At 59.3% G+C, this 15,607-nt stretch carries 17 protein-coding genes; 3 read left to right on the top strand and 14 right to left on the bottom strand.

Annotated elements, in window-relative coordinates:
- Window positions 1–45: 45 nt before the first annotated feature.
- Window positions 46–1,020, bottom strand: coding sequence for a porphobilinogen synthase (gene hemB / locus AC0IXA_RS03905; RefSeq protein ID WP_471811823.1), 975 nt, complete (start codon window positions 1,018–1,020; stop codon window positions 46–48).
- A gap of 223 nt (window positions 1,021–1,243) precedes the next feature.
- Window positions 1,244–1,942: a glutathione binding-like protein gene (locus AC0IXA_RS03900; RefSeq protein ID WP_341637099.1), complete on the bottom strand. Its 699-nt coding sequence runs from the start codon at window positions 1,940–1,942 to the stop codon at window positions 1,244–1,246.
- 283 nt (window positions 1,943–2,225) lie between these two features.
- On the opposite strand from AC0IXA_RS03900, the gene AC0IXA_RS03895 reads away from it, so the two are divergent.
- On the top strand, window positions 2,226–2,900 hold the full coding sequence (locus tag AC0IXA_RS03895) for a hypothetical protein (RefSeq protein ID WP_039763430.1): 675 nt from the start codon (window positions 2,226–2,228) through the stop codon (window positions 2,898–2,900).
- Window positions 2,901–3,009: 109 nt separating this feature from the next.
- On the opposite strand, the gene mnmH is transcribed toward AC0IXA_RS03895, so the two are convergent.
- The 9 genes from mnmH to AC0IXA_RS03850 form a co-directional block, all read right to left on the bottom strand.
- Window positions 3,010–4,113, bottom strand: a complete 1,104-nt coding sequence (mnmH, locus tag AC0IXA_RS03890; protein WP_471811820.1) for a tRNA 2-selenouridine(34) synthase MnmH — start codon at window positions 4,111–4,113, stop codon at window positions 3,010–3,012.
- Window positions 4,113–5,147: a selenide, water dikinase SelD gene (selD, locus tag AC0IXA_RS03885; RefSeq protein WP_471811818.1), complete on the bottom strand. Its 1,035-nt coding sequence runs from the start codon at window positions 5,145–5,147 to the stop codon at window positions 4,113–4,115. The genes mnmH and selD overlap by 1 nt, the downstream gene beginning before the upstream one ends.
- Before the next feature lie 111 nt (window positions 5,148–5,258).
- Window positions 5,259–6,107: a type IVB secretion system protein IcmH/DotU gene (icmH, locus tag AC0IXA_RS03880; RefSeq protein ID WP_281119609.1), complete on the bottom strand. Its 849-nt coding sequence runs from the start codon at window positions 6,105–6,107 to the stop codon at window positions 5,259–5,261.
- Between the two features lie 142 nt (window positions 6,108–6,249).
- Window positions 6,250–7,356, bottom strand: a complete 1,107-nt coding sequence (locus AC0IXA_RS03875; RefSeq protein WP_130900824.1) for a type VI immunity family protein — start codon at window positions 7,354–7,356, stop codon at window positions 6,250–6,252.
- Window positions 7,349–8,497 (bottom strand): VRR-NUC domain-containing protein, encoded by a 1,149-nt coding sequence (locus tag AC0IXA_RS03870; RefSeq protein WP_122611208.1) that lies wholly within the window; start codon window positions 8,495–8,497, stop codon window positions 7,349–7,351. The genes AC0IXA_RS03875 and AC0IXA_RS03870 overlap by 8 nt, the downstream gene beginning before the upstream one ends.
- 182 nt (window positions 8,498–8,679) lie before the next feature.
- A complete protein-coding gene (locus AC0IXA_RS03865) occupies window positions 8,680–11,016 on the bottom strand; it encodes a type VI secretion system Vgr family protein (protein WP_471811815.1) in 2,337 nt (778 codons plus the stop codon).
- A 352-nt stretch (window positions 11,017–11,368) separates the two neighbouring features.
- The gene (locus AC0IXA_RS03860; protein ID WP_471811813.1) at window positions 11,369–12,325 is read right to left on the bottom strand and encodes a quinone oxidoreductase family protein; all 957 of its coding nucleotides are present in this window, start codon (window positions 12,323–12,325) and stop codon (window positions 11,369–11,371) included.
- Between the two features lie 31 nt (window positions 12,326–12,356).
- Window positions 12,357–12,530 (bottom strand): DUF1427 family protein, encoded by a 174-nt coding sequence (locus AC0IXA_RS03855; protein WP_073471384.1) that lies wholly within the window; start codon window positions 12,528–12,530, stop codon window positions 12,357–12,359.
- A 210-nt stretch (window positions 12,531–12,740) separates the two neighbouring features.
- Complete coding sequence (locus AC0IXA_RS03850) at window positions 12,741–13,508, bottom strand: AraC family transcriptional regulator (protein WP_471811811.1); 768 nt, start codon at window positions 13,506–13,508, stop codon at window positions 12,741–12,743.
- A gap of 147 nt (window positions 13,509–13,655) precedes the next feature.
- Between AC0IXA_RS03850 and AC0IXA_RS03845 the strand changes: the two genes are divergently transcribed.
- Both AC0IXA_RS03845 and AC0IXA_RS03840 read left to right on the top strand, forming a co-directional pair.
- Window positions 13,656–13,883: a DUF6555 family protein gene (locus AC0IXA_RS03845; RefSeq protein WP_016775403.1), complete on the top strand. Its 228-nt coding sequence runs from the start codon at window positions 13,656–13,658 to the stop codon at window positions 13,881–13,883.
- Window positions 13,884–13,932: 49 nt separating this feature from the next.
- A complete protein-coding gene (locus AC0IXA_RS03840; RefSeq protein WP_471811809.1) occupies window positions 13,933–14,205 on the top strand; it encodes a hypothetical protein in 273 nt (90 codons plus the stop codon).
- 22 nt (window positions 14,206–14,227) lie between these two features.
- Here AC0IXA_RS03840 and AC0IXA_RS03835 read toward each other — a convergent pair whose 3' ends face one another.
- From AC0IXA_RS03835 to AC0IXA_RS03825, 3 genes are all read right to left on the bottom strand, one after another.
- Window positions 14,228–14,395 (bottom strand): metallothionein, encoded by a 168-nt coding sequence (locus AC0IXA_RS03835; protein WP_016775405.1) that lies wholly within the window; start codon window positions 14,393–14,395, stop codon window positions 14,228–14,230.
- Between the two features lie 261 nt (window positions 14,396–14,656).
- A complete protein-coding gene (locus AC0IXA_RS03830) occupies window positions 14,657–15,109 on the bottom strand; it encodes a DMT family transporter (protein WP_016775406.1) in 453 nt (150 codons plus the stop codon).
- A 3-nt stretch (window positions 15,110–15,112) separates the two neighbouring features.
- Window positions 15,113–15,598, bottom strand: a complete 486-nt coding sequence (locus tag AC0IXA_RS03825) for a DMT family transporter (protein ID WP_016775407.1) — start codon at window positions 15,596–15,598, stop codon at window positions 15,113–15,115.
- Window positions 15,599–15,607 lie beyond the last annotated feature (9 nt).

The raw sequence follows: 15,607 nt of genomic DNA, 5'->3' as shown, positions 1-15,607 counted from the left end.
CGCTTCGCGAGCAGGCTCGCTCCCACAGGGGTTATGCGATGCGGCTTAGATCCCGGCGAGTGCCAGATCCATCGCAAAGTAAGTGAAGATCAGATCCGCGCCGGCACGCTTGATTGCGCCAAGGCTTTCGCGGACCACGCGATCCTCATCGATCGCACCGGCCTGGGCGCCGAACTTGATCATCGCGTACTCGCCGCTGACCTGATACGCCGCCAGTGGCAGGTTCGAGGCCTGGCGGATGTCGCGGATGATGTCGAGGTAGGCGCCGGCCGGTTTGACCATCAGCGCATCGGCACCTTCCTGCTCGTCGAGCAACGATTCGCGCAGGGCTTCGCGGCGGTTCATCGGGTTCATCTGATAGCTTTTGCGGTCGCCCTTGAGCGCGCTGCCGCCAGCCTCGCGGAACGGGCCGTACAGTGCCGAAGCGAATTTGGTCGAGTAGGCCATGATCGGAATCTGCGTGAAGCCGGCAGCGTCGAGCGCCTGGCGAATCGCGCGCACCTGGCCGTCCATTGCTGCCGAGGGCGCAATCACGTCAGCCCCGGCGCGGGCGGCGGCCACGGCTTGCTTGCCGAGATTGATCAGAGTCTGGTCGTTGTCGATTTCGTGGTTGTGCATCACACCGCAATGGCCGTGATCGGTGTACTCGCAGAAGCAGGTGTCGGACATCACGATCATTTCCGGCACGGCGTCCTTGGCAATGCGCGACATGCGCGAGACCAGACCGTCTTCGCGCCAGGTGTCGCTGCCATTGGCGTCCAGATGATGGGACACGCCAAAGGTCATCACCGACTTGATGCCGGCACGGGCATAGCGCTCGATTTCGCTGGCCAGTTTGCGCTCGGGAATGCGCTGCACGCCGGGCATGCTGGTGATCGGCACGAAGTCGTCGATCTCTTCCTCGACGAAGATCGGCAGGACCAGATCGTTCAGGCTGAACTCGGTTTCCTGGAACAGACTGCGCAGGCTCGCATTGCGGCGCAGACGGCGGGGACGTGCTTCGGGGAACTGACTGGACATGGGGCCTTTCCTGAAAACAGCGGATGAGACGAAAGTCGTAGGGGACGAAGCTTATGCCTTGCGGCGGGTGCGGGACAAACCTGGATCAATCAAGAGAGCGTTACCGCAGGTGCAACAATCCCTGTAGGAGCTGCCGAAGGCTGCGATCTCTTGATCTTGTTTTTTGGGATCAAAGTCAAAAGATCGCAGCCTTCGGCAGCTCCTACAGGTGGCACGCGGTGAGTCAGGAAGGAATAGTCAGGCCGCGGATGACTGCCGGGCGAGCAAGAAACCGCTCCAGCACTCGGGTGACGTTGGGGAAATTCTGAATGCCGACCAGATCCCCGGCCTCATAGAAGCCAAGCAGATTGCGCACCCACGGGAACGTGGCGATGTCAGCGATGGTGTAGCGCTCGCCCATGATCCAGTCGCGGCCTTCGAGGCGGGTGTTGAGTACATTCAGCAGGCGTTTGCTCTCCTCGACATAACGATCACGCGGGCGCTTGTCCTCGTAATCCTTACCGGCAAATTTGTTGAAGAAACCGAGCTGGCCGAACATCGGGCCGATGCCGCCCATCTGCCACATCAGCCATTGGATGGTCTCGTAGCGCAGCGCGCCTTCCTGAGCGAGCAACTGGCCGCTCTTGTCGGCGAGATAAATCAGGATCGCGCCGGATTCGAACAACGGCAGCGGTTTGTCTTCAGGGCCATGCGGGTCGAGGATCGCCGGGATCTTGTTGTTCGGGTTCAGCGAAAGAAATTCCGCCGAGGTCTGGTCGTTGGTGTCGAAACCGACGCGGTGCGGCTCGTACGGCAGGCCGATCTCTTCGAGCATGATCGACACTTTGACGCCGTTGGGGGTCGGCAGGGAGTAGAGCTGAATCCAGTCCGGGTACTGCGCCGGCCATTTCTGAGTAATCGAGAATGCAGACAGATCGGTCATTGGAAGCATCCAGTCACAAATTGAAAAACCGATCATAAAGTAGGCCTGCCGCTGCGCCTACACGAACCGTAACATCCTGTCGCTAACCTGCCTGCATGCCCGCAAAGGTTGCCGCTAGAGTGCTGCGCACTGGCCTGGAACGAACCAAACGGCGTTACAGGACTCTGAGTTATGCCTTTCTCGCAGAGGAAGCTGTTCATGACAGGGAAACACCCGGTGCTGGGAGCCCGCGGTGCCAAGGTTTGTCAGCCTTAACCGATTTTGCTGAAGAACCCTCGAATTGATGACGAATCTGATGAGTTTCGCCAAACGTTTCAAACATCGCGCGTACGTGGCCCTGCCCTCCCTGCTGGCAGTCAGCGCGCTTTTTCTGTCCCTCGAATCCAGCGAAAGCCGCGCACAACCGGCGGACGGCACGCAGACGCTGGTGTTCCTGCGCCACGCGGAGAAACCCGAGGGCGGCCTCGGCCAGCTCAACTGCCAGGGCCTGAACCGCGCCATCGACCTGTCGACGCTGCTGCCGGAAAAATTCGGCAAGGCTGATTACGTGTTCGCCGCCAACCCGACGCGCAACGTCGAGGAAGGCGAGCTGGACAATTCCTACAGCTACATTCGTCCGCTGATGACCATCAGCCCGGCCGCGATCAAGCTCGGCCTGCCGGTGAACATCGAGTTCTCCGCCAACGACACCAGCGATCTGGCCCGCGAGCTGCTGGACGAGAAGTACCACAACTCGACGATCTACACCGCCTGGTCTCACGGTTATCTGCCGGAGCTGATCAACAAGGTCGCCGGCAATGCGGTGGGCGAGCGGCAGAAAATCACCGATGACTGGGCCGGCGATGACTTCGACTCGCTGTATGTGCTGACCCTGAAGTGGCACAACGGCAAGGCCAGTCTGCAGAGTCATAGCTACAAGCAGGGACTGGATAACGGCAAGGACACCTGCCCGACCTGAGTTTTGTAGCGCCTGATATTGCGTCTTCGCGAGCAGGCTCGCTCCCACAGGGGAACGCATTTCAACTGTGGGAGCGAGCCTGCTCGCGAAGAGGCCAGTCGCTTGCGCCTCAAGCCTTCTGGCTCACCCGCCCACGCAAATACTCGATCACCGCCTGACGCTCTCCGGCAAACTCGATCCGCCCGCCCTTCTTCTCGCGCTGGAACACATACATCGGGTCGTAATACTCACGCAGCAAACCCTCGATCCAGCCGCGATGCAGATCCACCGCGCCGCTGCGGCCCTGTTCGGCCAGCGCCTGCTCCATCAACACCAGCATCCGCGAGTGGCGCTCACCGCCGAGGCGTTTCTGTACGTTGTTGAGGCTTTCCAGCAGACGTTCGGAGAACAAGGCAAAACCGTTTTCACCGTGCACCGAGGCGAACTCCGCCGACAGATCGATGACGTAATCACGCAGGATCCGTTCGACACGATCCTCGAAACGATCTTCCAGCCAGACCATCGGGTATTGCTGCATGCCCTGATACAGCGGCAACGGCAAGGCGCAACTGCCGACCACACGGCTCTCGTCTTCGAGCACAAACTGCTCGATCCCGGCATCGCGTTTCTTCAGAAAGTCGATGGCCAGGCGATTCTCGAAATCGATGTTCGACGGCTGCCCGGTGGCACGTTTGCCGAAACTGGAGCCGCGATGGTTGGCGTGGCCTTCCAGATCCACACCGTTGCGCAACTGCACCAGCACTTCGGTCTTGCCGGTGCCGGTCATGCCGCCCAGCAAAACAAAATCACACTGCGCGATGGCCTGCTCAAGGGTGTCGATCAAAAAGCTGCGCATCGCCTTGTAGCCGCCGCCGACGCGCGGATAGTCGATGCCCGCCTCGTCGCGCAGCCACTGCTGGGTGATCTGCGAGCGCAGACCGCCGCGAAAACAATACAGATAACCATCGGGATGAGCCCGGGCGAAGTCGGCCCAGGCCTGGATGCGCTCGGCCTTGACCGAGCCGGACACCATTTGATGGCCCAGCTCGATTGCCGCCTGCTGGCCATGCTGCTTGTAGCAGGTGCCGATCTTCTGCCGTTCCAGATCATTCATCAGCGGCAGATTGACCACGCCGGGGAACGAGCCTTTGTGAAACTCGACCGGCGCGCGGGCATCCATCATTGGCCGGTCGTTGAGGAAAATATCGCGGTAGTCGGTGCAGTCGCGGAGCATCAAATCACCTCGACCGCGTTCGTCTGTCGCTCAACCAGTTCGCCGATCGGCGCAAGGCTCAGGCCGAGTTCGGCGGCGACGCCGAGGAACTCGTCATTGCCTTCAGGCGTGACCGCAATCAGCAGACCGCCGCTGGTCTGCGGATCGCACAGCACGCGTTTGTGCAACTCCTGCACGCGGCCAACCTTGCTCGAATAGCTGTCGAAGTTGCGCAGCGTACCGCCCGGCACGCAGCCCTGATCGAGGTAGTACTCGACGCTGTCCAGACGCGGCACGCGGTCGTAGGCGATGCGCGCGGTCAACTGGCTGCCATCGGCCATTTCCACCAGATGCCCGAGCAGGCCGAAACCGGTGACGTCAGTCATCGCGGTGACGCCGGCGAGTTTGCCGAAACGGCTGCCAGGCTTGTTCAACGTACACATCCAATCGCGGGCGACACCGACGTCGGCGGCGCGCAACTTGCCCTTCTTTTCCGCAGTGGTGAGGATGCCGATGCCCAGCGGTTTGGTCAGGTACAACAGGCAACCGACGGTGGCGGTGTCGTTGCGTTTCATGTGGCGCTTTTCCACAAGCCCGGTGACGGCGAGGCCGAAGATCGGCTCCGGCGCATCGATCGAATGCCCCCCCGCCAACGGAATGCCCGCCGCGTCGCACACCGAGCGACCGCCACGAATCACTTCCCGCGCCACTTCCGGCGCCAGCACATTCACCGGCCAGCCGAGAATCGCGATCGCCATCAACGGATCGCCGCCCATCGCGTAGATGTCGCTGATCGCATTGGTTGCGGCAATGCGGCCGAAGTCGAACGGGTCATCGACAATCGGCATGAAAAAATCGGTGGTCGACACCACCCCGCGCTCGGCATCGATCGCATACACCGCCGCGTCATCGCGCGATGCGTTGCCGACCCAGAGTTTCGGATCGAGGTTCTGTGCGCCGCTGCCGGCGAGGATCACTTCCAGCACCTGTGGGGAAATCTTGCAGCCACAACCGGCGCCATGGCTGTATTGGGTCAGACGAATCGGCTCGCTCATGGGAGAGTCTCTGGCAATGAATGGGGCGGATTCTAGCAGAGCGTGGTGGAGCGTTTCTGTCGGGTGCATGCCGGGCGCGGCCTATTTGCCTCGTCTTCAGAAGAAAATCGGTTACAGGTTGAGAATCCGTTCCAGGGACACCAGCACTTCCTCAGTGATGGCATTCAGGCGGATCGTGTAGATCGTGTAGGCAACCGTCAGCACGACGGCGGCCATGGCCCAAGGCGTCCACAACGGCCATGTCCGCTTGATCCGGTAGTTGCGTGGCGCGACGTTTTTCAGCGGATCGGTCAGGCGCGCGGGCGTCTCGCCACGCAGTGGGCGCAGCAAGCCATGCAGTTGTTCGATGATCTTCTGTATTTCGTCATCGCCCTTGGCATGGGCGCCGTATTTGCCCTTGAGGCCGGAGATCAGGCACTGGTACATGAACTCCAGCACGTGCTGGTACCGGGCGGCTTCGGGGATCATGTTGTTCATGACGGTGAAGAATTTTTCGCCGCCCTGGGTTTCCCCGTGGAACTGACTGAGCAACGAGCGTGCGCTCCAACTCGAGAGCCGACCCCAAGTGGTGCGCATGACCACTTCGTCAATCAACAGGCACAGGCTGTAGGAATAGGCCTTGAGCATGCCGGCGTCGTAGTCGAGCTGGCTGACTTCTTCCATGATCGTGGTGATCTGGTTGCTGACGCTTTGGTACAGCGCAGGTACGTCGTCGTGCTGGTCCAGACGGCGCAGGCGAATGACCAGACCGATCAGCGGCGTGGCGGCATCGCACAGCGGGTTCCAGGCCACACCGCGTATGTCGAATTCAGGATCTGCTAGCAGCAAGGTTGGCTTGGGCTTGACTTGTTGCTCGGGCAGGTCCGGTTCAGCGTTGCTGGTGTCCTGTTGCGAATAGTCGAAGAGCGGATTACTGGCGTCTGCCGCCGGCGCATTTTCGGTGGGTATGTAATCGGGCATCTTTTTTACTCCTTCTTATCCAGAACGGTAATTCCGGCTGCGGGATTACCGGTCAGTGGCCCCCAAACTCGCCACTACTCTGCTGGATTCGCCGATGGTAGCGGACGCGTTCGAGAATCCGTTCAACGCCGGCAGGGTTTGGTCACTGTTGTGATTTGTCTTCGGTGGCTTGTCCTAGAAAGCCATCAAACATCTGCCTGCTGGCATTTAATTGCTGCTGCTCCGCTGCTGATATGCGGCGGTACTGCGGTGAAGGCTGTCGCTTCGGGGTGTCTTTGGGAAGGTCAAACCGGCGCATCCATTGATTGCTGGTGCGCTCGTTGAGCCTCACTTCGCCAGCAATCGAGCCGTAATGCAGTGAACCGATGTTGCTGACCCGCAATGGCTTGAGCACTTCGTTGACCATCACATACAGTTCAGGACGCGGGTCAACGCTGGCCTTACCCAAGGCAGGCCAGTCCCCAGCACGAAAGATCGTGCCCCATTCGTAAGGCAAGACGCCGATGCGTACGTCGTTGAGTTGTTCGAGCAAGTCCGCAGTTGTGCCTAATTTGCTTACCCAATGGTGGGCGATAAAGGTGTACCAATTGAGGTTGGTATAGCCGGTGCGCCACTTTTGATTGCCGCAGGGAATGCACAAATCTGCCCCCCGATACTCTTGTATGAGTTCATATTCAATGTGTTGATAATTTTCCCACTCGAAACTGTGTTGAACGCCTAGTCCGGCGGCGCCGTGCAGCGGACGTAAAATATTGCAAAGATCGAGCATTAGGGTGTCGAATCTTTTCTTACCGGGGCCCTTAAGCTCTTCTACGGGAAGGTAGAGTCTGACAGTTGTCATCGAGCCATGAACCTTTTCGTACCACCCTGCAGGCGAGCAAACATCAAACATATACGCGCCGACTTTTTCAAACCCCTTGCCGGATGACCACATAAGTGCAGCCGACTCTGATAGTCCATCCGACTGTATATACGCAATGCAGTCCTGCTTGTTTTGCGGGTTGAAGGCTCTCTCAATCATGACCTCTCCCCCCGTATAACCCCACACCAATTTTTCACCGAAATACGTGCAATAGAGTTCAAAAGCCTGAGCAATATGTTTTCTCCGCACAGGAAGATAAGCATCGACCAAATGAAAAACCGCGACCATCCCGACTTGTAAAACCGGCTTCTCTTCATCGTCCTCATCAACAATGGTGAAGTCCCAGCGATGAGCATCGAAGTCTTTGAAAAATGTCTCTTCATTCATGATGGGTCTCCGGCGCATCTTCCCAGAACACATAATTGTGGATGGTGGTCTGCTGGTGCTGCTGACGTTGGTTCCATTCGGTCCACCGGGCTTGGGCCTCCTGCTCGTCCGCGACTAAAGTCGAATGTGAAGGCCCTGTATTGAGATGTGCAAAGGCTGGCATGGCGGCTCCAGTCCCTAAACCGCCACCCGCCAGAAGTCGCTTGGTGACAGCACTGATGAAAGGCTTGAAGCGGATCGAATGTCCGCCCGCATTTGCGACCAGAGCAGTTGCTTCAGCCGCAGCAGTAGCGGGCGCGGCCGCCATGGATGTCATCGCCGCGCCAATCGCCACAAAGGGTGCGGCCAAAGTGATTTCAATGCCTGCAACAGCTCGTCGATTCTCAGCCTGTATCGCTCGTTCATCCGGCGCTGCTGTCATCACTGGCGTTCCAAGTGCTACGAACTGGTTTTCCAATCTGAGCCGCGCTGCCGCATGTTCTGCATCTATGCGGCCAACCAGCAGCTTGTGCCTGGCCGCTGCGGCGCGCGACGCCAAGCTAGTGACTTGCGCGACCGGACGGTAGACTGGCTCACTGGCCGAGGAGCGGACCCACTCACGCCACTTTTGTTTATCGCTTGAGTCGCAATTTCTGGTCTCAAGGAGCCTCAGCTTCTGATACCCCCCTGCAATATCCGCGTATGCGGTCTGTTGATCACGAGTTAGCCTGTCCCCCGGAAACTTCATCTCAATCACCGATGCCAAATTACCTTGACTGTATTGCGACACCCCTGGGTTTCCGAACGATTTAAGACGTAGGACATCAGGTATACGCAGCAATCCACGAGGTTTTTTTTGTCCATCAATCCAGAGTGCACCGTCACTCGTCGAAGGCGTGGGTGACAAAAGTTGTTCAAGATCCGTTTTGCTCAACAGATCGGTTTCAACGCGCATGCTTGCAAGTTGTTCAAAGTGACGGTTGCGCAACTGTTGATACTGCGAAAGCGGAAAACTGCTTGGCCGATGAGGCTCGCGCTTGCTCATGATCGGTTGCGGTGGACTTTTGCTCATATCAAAGCCGACTTCACCGCAGTAAGGAAAGTGATACTTGAACGCTTCGTTATCACACCGCACTAACTGCGAGACGGTGCGCTGATACATTGGATAGCCATCCTTCGCGCGCTTATAGGGAGTCGCTTTAGCGTATGAGGCTTTTTCACACAAGTACCATAAGTCCAGGGGGTCCGTGACGGGTAACACCATGCCGCTACTACTGGGTTTAGTGACACTGCGGGTTTTACCGGCAGGGGCTCGGCTTGCTGTTCGCGGCTTTAAGGGTTCATTCATGACTTGTTCTCTTCCGATGTCGGGTTCAGGGCAAAGTCAATGTCCATAACGCCGAAGTCATCCCAGTATCCGGCACGGAGCTTCACGAGTTTGTTCTCATCGGCTAATACTTGAATTTCCAAAGGCTCTGCATCGCTTGAACTAACAATTTTGGTTTTGCCTTCGGCGTCAGTTCTTTCGCGTAAAGTGTGGCCGCTGCCGCGTGATATTTCATAAGGCCGATCGGCTACCGGAGCACCGGTATTGGCGTCCCGCAGGATAAAAAATTCTTGCAAGTCGCCGGCTGAAGGACTGCCTTCTCCCCTCCAGCCGCCATGGCCTTCAGGCCGGCCGTGCATCTCGACCGGACCTTTGATAGTGATCAATAAGCCGTCGAGTGTGATGCCGCTGTCGTCGAGGGTGAGAGTTCCCGCAGGGGCCCTGAAGACAATGCGCTGCCCTGCTTTCACTTCGTAGTAAGAAGTTTCCTGTTCAATAGTCTTACCAACCGCCAGCCGATAATTACTCTGTACTTTGTGATCGACGTTCCCGCCGGTTCGAATGTGATGATCAGTTCCCGTTTTATCGTGGCGCTCATTGCCAACACATTCGATACGGTTGTTGTCGATGACGATCTCGTGATCACGACCGACATGGTGAAACCTATCCCGAGCGACGGCGTGACGATGGTCCTGGCCAATATTCACGGTCTCGTTGTTGCTGACCTGTTCTATACGGTCATGGCCGACCTCGACTTTTTCATCATGTTCGACCCGCTTGTTACGATCATTGCCAACAAACACTCCATTGTCGTTTTTGACATGAACGTTCTTGTCCCTTTCCGCATGGATAAACACCTCCTGCTGGCCCAACTCATCCTCAAACCGCAGCTCATTGAAACCTGCCCCTTTGTGCGTGCGGCTTTTGATGGTCATGCGGGTTTTGTGTTTCGGTAATTCATACGGCGGCAGGTTGGTTTGCCGATATGCACGCCCGGTCGCAATTGGCTGGTCGGGGTCGCCGTCGAGATAGCTGATGATCAGTTCCTGCCCGACTCGTGGTATCGCCATCGCACCCCAGGTCGCCCCGGCCCAGCCCTGAGCCACACGAATCCAGCACGAACTCTGATCGTTGTTTTTGTCCGAACGGTCCCACGGGAACTGCACTTTGACCCGGCCCCATTCATCGCAATAGATCTCTTCCCCCGGCGGGCCGACCACGGTGGCGATCTGTGGGCCGTCAATGCAGGGTTTGTCACGTAGCGGGGATTTCCAGTCGGAGGTCCAGCGGATTGCGCTGGCGTGCATCTCATAAGACGTGCCTCGGTCGCTGCCGAACGATTCCTCTTCGAGGCTGCTGTGCTGTTTGCCTTGATGCTGAACGGCGATGGTGCGCCAACGGTCGTTGAAATCCTCACGGGGATGATCGTTGAGGTCGAACGCAAGCCCCGGTTGCAGGCGGGCGTCATCACCTTCCAGATGCGCGAGTTTGGCGTCGTTGCGCAGCGCTGCCAGCCGGGTTTTGGTAAAGGGTTTACCGGCGATGTCGCGCTTGTAGCGGCCGGGATAGTCGTAGCGTTCGTAATTCTTGTGCTGGTTGTTCAGGTCCTGGTCGCCAGTGGCGGTGTGCTGCTGGTTGTAGCGCGGGTGGGTGAAGGTGTAGTCGCGCTGCACCTGGCGTGCGGTGCGCACTTGTTCGGTGTAGTGGAAGCGGGTCAGTGCCGGTTCGATGGAATCGCCGCCGGCCATCGGTTGGTAGAGCACCGGGCAGTCTTTATGGGTGCCGATGGTGCCGAGTCCGCCGACGCGGTCGGTCAGGATCAGGGTGTGGCCGTCGGTGCGGTGTTCGAAGGTGTAGAGCAAGCCTTCCTCGGCAGCGAGGCGGGCGATGAAATCGAGGTCGGTTTCGCCGGCCTGTACGCAGTATTCGCGGGGTTGGTGGTCGAAGCAGATTTCGCGGCGAACGTCGGTGAGCTGTTGCTCGGCCAGCACGCTGGTGATGATGTCGGGCACGGTCTGGCCCTGGAAGATGCGCCAGTTGGAGCGCAGATCGAAACGCTTCAGGGTCGGTTCGATCACGGCGCTGTAGCGGGTGCGACGAAAACCGGTGTCGCCCTGCGTGAACAGGCTGACCAGACCGTGGACGTAGCGCACCGCGGTTTCGCCGCGCCAGATGGTGAACAGCCCTGCCAGGTCAAGCACGCGATTGAAGTCGATGGCGGCGCTGTGGCTGGCCAGTTCCAGAGAGAGTTTGAATGGCTGGGACAGGCTTTCTTCGAGGGTGAACGAGACCACATCAAAGGGATCGCCTTGCAGGGGCTCGAAAGTGAAACGCAGGTCGCTTTGGCGGGGCATCGCACGACTCCTTGTCGAGTGCCGGATTGATTCGATCAGAGCTTGCCAAGCTGCGAGTTTCCAGAGCGCTGCCGGGCTGCATGATGGAGGTTGGACCGCTCGTGCGAGCGTTTTCGCAGGACTGCGGAAGCAATCCTAGGAGTGCGGAATGGTGCGTTCAATCCTGAGAAGACAATCAAGAAGACTCTTACGAGGGCGACACGAAGGCCCGTCAGACTCTTCTGAAATTAGCACTGTCGAGTGCCCAATTAAGGGAGCGAGCCTGCTCGCGAAAGCGGTGTGTCAGTCGGCGAATGTTTCACTCATACACCGTCATCGCGAGCAGGCTCGCTCCCACAGGGGTTTGCGTGAGTCAGGGCAGCAAAATGATCTTGTCGCCGCCGCCCTGATTGACCTCGTCATAGCGCGCCGGCCCTTCAGCCAGCGGCACCTCCACCAGGCCCTGCGGCAGCGGCAAGCGATCCTCATCGAAGAACCGCCCGAACTGCTCGAGCATCGCCGCGCACGCCTCAACGCCGTACAACAACGAGTTGATCCCGACCACCGAGCCGCCCTTGCGATACAGCGCCAGCGCCGGCAATTGCACGTGGCCGTCGACCGGCGCGGCGATGATGGCGATGCGGCCGAAGGTCGCCAGTGCGGCGACCGAGGCCGGCAGCCAGAAACCGGTGGTGTCGAAGATCACATCGGCGCCGCCGCGATACACCGCGTTGACCTGGGCACCGAGGTCTTCTGGCTTATCCAGTTGAATCGTCTGATAGCCCTGCTGCTGCAGATCGGCGACCTGCTCGGGCCGGCGCGCCGCCGCCAGCAATTGCGCGCCGCGCACTTTTGCCAGGGCCAAAGCCGCAGTTGCCACTGCCCCGCCGCCGATCACCAGCAAACGCGTATCGGCGCTGACCAGGCTGCGTTCCAGCGCATCCCACGCCGTGGTGTACGGCACGCCAAGGCTGGCCGCCTGAGCAAAACTCAAATGCGCCGGTTTGTGCGCCACGCCGCTGGCCGGCAGTTTGACGAACTGCGCATGGGCGCCGTCGGCGAAGAAGCCCAGCTCGCGCCCGGTACCCCAGACTTCCTGACCGATCAGTGCTTGCGGCCCCTCGACCACCACCCCGGCAAAATCCCGCCCCGGAACCCGTGGCAGCGTGGTGTAAGGAAAACGCCCGAGGACGTTTTTCACATCGCTGGGATTGAGGCCGGCAGCCTTGATCTGCACCAGCACTTCATCGGCGCCGGGCACCGGGGTCGGGACGTCGACGAAACGCAGGGCAGACAGGTCGCCGGTCTGATCGAATTGCAACGCTTTCATGGGCACATCCACCGAAAAGAAAAAGGGAAATTCAGGACAACCAGCCAGCGACCAGTTGCCGGCCCAGCGGCCACAACTGCTCACCGGCCAACATGCCGAGCAGACCGACCAGCGCGATCGCCGGTGGTGCGGGAGAACGGAAATCGAGCGCGCCGTAGAGCAGGCCGACGCCCAGGCCGATGGCCAGAGAAATGAGGTAGTTCATGGGGGAACTCCGCCGCGATAAGTGATGGGCAGAGTCTAGGGAAACGGGCGGAGCGGTATCGGCCAAGGACTTCTGAATTTCGGACAAACCTTCTGCAGCCGCCATATAACCGTGTGGGAGCGAGCCTGCTCGCGAATGCGGTCTTCCAGTCAGCACTTCATTGCCTGGTGCAAAGCTTTCGCGAGCAGGCTCGCTCCCACAGGGATCTGTTCAAGTTGCCGAGAATTGCGAAGGCGCTACCCCCAGCTCTCGGCGAAACATGTCGCTGAAGCTGCTCGGCGAATAACCCAGATCGCGAGCAATGACGCTCACCGCCACGCCCTGAATCAACGCTGCCGCCGCCGTCGCCAACTGCACCTGGCGCCGCCATTCGGCGAAGCCCATGCCGAGGCTGTCCTTGAACAAGCGCGCCAGCGTACGCACGCTGGCCCCGGCGTTCTGCGCATGCTGCTCGAACGGGATCTCCAGCGACGGCGCGGCCATCACGGCCTGACACAGATTCATCAGACGCCGGTCGGACTCATCCGGCAGCGGAATCTTCAGTTGCGAACGCCTGGCCCGGCGCAATTCCAGCAACGCCAGCCCGACCAGCGCCTCGTAATACTCGGCCTCGCCGGCATCGCTCTGCGCCACCAGCCCGACAATCAACTCGCGCAGCAGACCACCGACCTCGATCACCTGCACCGTCGCATCCAGGGTCGCCGCGAGCGCCGGGCGCAGGTAGATATTGCGCATCTGCAAATCCGACACCACACGAATCCCGTGCGGCACTCCCGGCGGCAACCACACCGCCCGCTGCGGCGGCACCACCAGCGCTTCGTGCGGGGTTTCCACCCACATCACCCCGCTCATCGCATACAGCAACTGCCCCCAGACATGCTCGTGCGGCTCGATGAACAAACCACGCGGATAGGTTCGCGCCAGCGGTTGCACGGGCACATCGGTGTCGGTCAGATCAGGGGGCGCGGCGAGGGCCATGGCGAGCGTTCACAGGGGGGTTGGCGAAGCCGCCATGGTAACCAGCCTGCCCCGCCCTCGCCAACGATAGCTACCGTCGGACAATCCGAATGAATTTTCCCGGCACAGCGCGATCCGTTTAATACCACAGGGAGGAATTCGGGCTTTATGAACAACGCAAAACTTTACGTCATCGACTACACACTGCATGGCACCCCCAAGTCGTTCATTATCCGCTCGGACAAAATGGACAACGCCGAAGCCTGGCATTGGGCAAGCTGCGACGCGGGCGTAGGTCGCATCCCGCGCTTCGGCCGCGAGAAAGTGCAAAAGACCAGCAAACCGATGGCAGAAAAATTCGGCCTGGAAAACGTCACCTGGCGCCAGACCAACTGACCCCACCGCCTTCACCGCAGGCTTGGCAATCGACAGGGGGAATCGACCGATGACCGACACTTACCACCCGGCCCGACTGGACTACGGCCTGACCACCTTCTTCGGCCAGATCACCAAAACGGTGAATTGCCAAGTCGCACTGGAAACGGTCGCGGATGACCCTTATCGCTTCACCTTGTGCGTCCAGGCACCGCTACCGGAAGACCTCGACCAAGCGAAGATTGTGGTGGTCAAGGTCGAAGGGCGAACCTTGCAAGGCACGGTGAGGCACTTTGAGCGGCAGGAAGACGACAGTCTGAAAATGGAAGTGGAGCCTGATTAGGCTCCACTTTTTTTTGCCGCGCTTATTTCGGATGAGCGCAACCGCAACCCTTCATTGCACACTCTTCACCGTGTTTGTGGTGATGAGCGCAAGCCTCGCAGCAATAGTGTTTACCGTGTACAGCGTAGGAATGTTCGCCTTCTTTGATCGTGCAGTTGCAGCCCGGGCAGTCGCATTTTTTATCGGACATGGGACAGACTCCTTGCGTGGTGGTTGTCTGAGGCTTGCGAGCAAGCCATAAGGGACAGTGTAGAAGGTGGTGTTGCAGGCTGGCCAACTGTTGAGAGATTGGGCGACACAGAGATGGCTTTCGCGAGCAGGCTCGCTCCCACAGGTGTTCGCCGCACAAAGCAATGAACGTTAGCTCGAACAGCTTTTGATCTTGATCTCAGAGCCCGTCGGCAGGCTGAGCGGAGGGCAACACCCGCAGCACCGGATATGTACTCAAAAATCACTGCGCCTGCCGCGAACTCCGATACATAAACACCAAAGCCACCGCCAGACACACCATGGCCAGCATCCGGCTCGGAGACAAGCCGATCGCCGGATTCCCCAACCAGCCAAAATTGTCGATCAACATCCCCATGCCCAACTGCCCGACAATCACCGCCACCGTCGCCACAGCCGTCCCGACCACCGGCACCGCGCCAACCATCACCATCATGTACACCACGCCGAACAGCGCCCCGGTCAACTGCCACTTCGGCACCTCAAGCAGACTCACCGCCTGCGCCGGCTCGAAAAACAGAATCAACAACCCGGTCACCACCGCGCCCACCGCAAAGGTCAGCAGACTGCTACGCAGCACCCCCACCGTTTCACCCAGACGACCATTGATCGCAGCCTGCACACTCAATACCGCACCGGCCAACACCACCACCGCCAACAAAATCACCAGACCCATCACTCACCCCCGCGCAATCAGAACCAAAGCCACCACAATCAAGCCCAACGCCAGCCAGCGCTCGCCGTTGACCTTCTTGCGCGTCGCGCCGAACCAGCCGAAATGGTCGATCAGCACACTCTTGCCGACCTGACCGGACAAAATCGCAATCATCGTCATGGCAATGCCGATATGCGGCGTCGCCAGCGTCAGCACCACCACGTAGATCGGCCCGAGAAAACCGCCGATCAACTGCCAGCGCGGCAGTTCGGTCAGCGCCGGACCTTTTTGCGGACCGGCAAACAGCAGGAGCAAAAACAGGATCGCCGAACCCACGCCGAAGATGCTCAAAGTCGCCCACAAATGCCCGACCTGCTCACCCAGCGGCCCGAGCAAACCGGCTTCTACCGATAAGCCCATGCCGGCAAGGATCACCAGCGGCAGCAACAGCAGACGCAACACCGATCTTTTCACCGGTGCAGCAACCACCCCTTCATCCAACGTCTGCATACATAACCT

It is taken from the genome of Pseudomonas sp. AC083 (assembly GCF_979253165.1).
This window is presented reverse-complemented; position numbering and strand designations above follow the sequence as displayed.

Coding starts and splice junctions, on each gene's coding strand:
- hemB (WP_471811823.1), bottom strand. CDS start 1,020: ATGTCCAGTCAGTTCCCCGAAGCACGTCCCCGCCGTCTGCGCCGCAAT.
- AC0IXA_RS03900 (WP_341637099.1), bottom strand. CDS start 1,942: ATGACCGATCTGTCTGCATTCTCGATTACTCAGAAATGGCCGGCGCAG.
- AC0IXA_RS03895 (WP_039763430.1), top strand. CDS start 2,226: ATGACGAATCTGATGAGTTTCGCCAAACGTTTCAAACATCGCGCGTAC.
- mnmH (WP_471811820.1), bottom strand. CDS start 4,113: ATGCTCCGCGACTGCACCGACTACCGCGATATTTTCCTCAACGACCGG.
- selD (WP_471811818.1), bottom strand. CDS start 5,147: ATGAGCGAGCCGATTCGTCTGACCCAATACAGCCATGGCGCCGGTTGT.
- icmH (WP_281119609.1), bottom strand. CDS start 6,107: ATGCCCGATTACATACCCACCGAAAATGCGCCGGCGGCAGACGCCAGT.
- AC0IXA_RS03875 (WP_130900824.1), bottom strand. CDS start 7,356: ATGAATGAAGAGACATTTTTCAAAGACTTCGATGCTCATCGCTGGGAC.
- AC0IXA_RS03870 (WP_122611208.1), bottom strand. CDS start 8,497: ATGTATCAGCGCACCGTCTCGCAGTTAGTGCGGTGTGATAACGAAGCG.
- AC0IXA_RS03865 (WP_471811815.1), bottom strand. CDS start 11,016: ATGCCCCGCCAAAGCGACCTGCGTTTCACTTTCGAGCCCCTGCAAGGC.
- AC0IXA_RS03860 (WP_471811813.1), bottom strand. CDS start 12,325: ATGAAAGCGTTGCAATTCGATCAGACCGGCGACCTGTCTGCCCTGCGT.
- AC0IXA_RS03855 (WP_073471384.1), bottom strand. CDS start 12,530: ATGAACTACCTCATTTCTCTGGCCATCGGCCTGGGCGTCGGCCTGCTC.
- AC0IXA_RS03850 (WP_471811811.1), bottom strand. CDS start 13,508: ATGGCCCTCGCCGCGCCCCCTGATCTGACCGACACCGATGTGCCCGTG.
- AC0IXA_RS03845 (WP_016775403.1), top strand. CDS start 13,656: ATGAACAACGCAAAACTTTACGTCATCGACTACACACTGCATGGCACC.
- AC0IXA_RS03840 (WP_471811809.1), top strand. CDS start 13,933: ATGACCGACACTTACCACCCGGCCCGACTGGACTACGGCCTGACCACC.
- AC0IXA_RS03835 (WP_016775405.1), bottom strand. CDS start 14,395: ATGTCCGATAAAAAATGCGACTGCCCGGGCTGCAACTGCACGATCAAA.
- AC0IXA_RS03830 (WP_016775406.1), bottom strand. CDS start 15,109: ATGGGTCTGGTGATTTTGTTGGCGGTGGTGGTGTTGGCCGGTGCGGTA.
- AC0IXA_RS03825 (WP_016775407.1), bottom strand. CDS start 15,598: ATGCAGACGTTGGATGAAGGGGTGGTTGCTGCACCGGTGAAAAGATCG.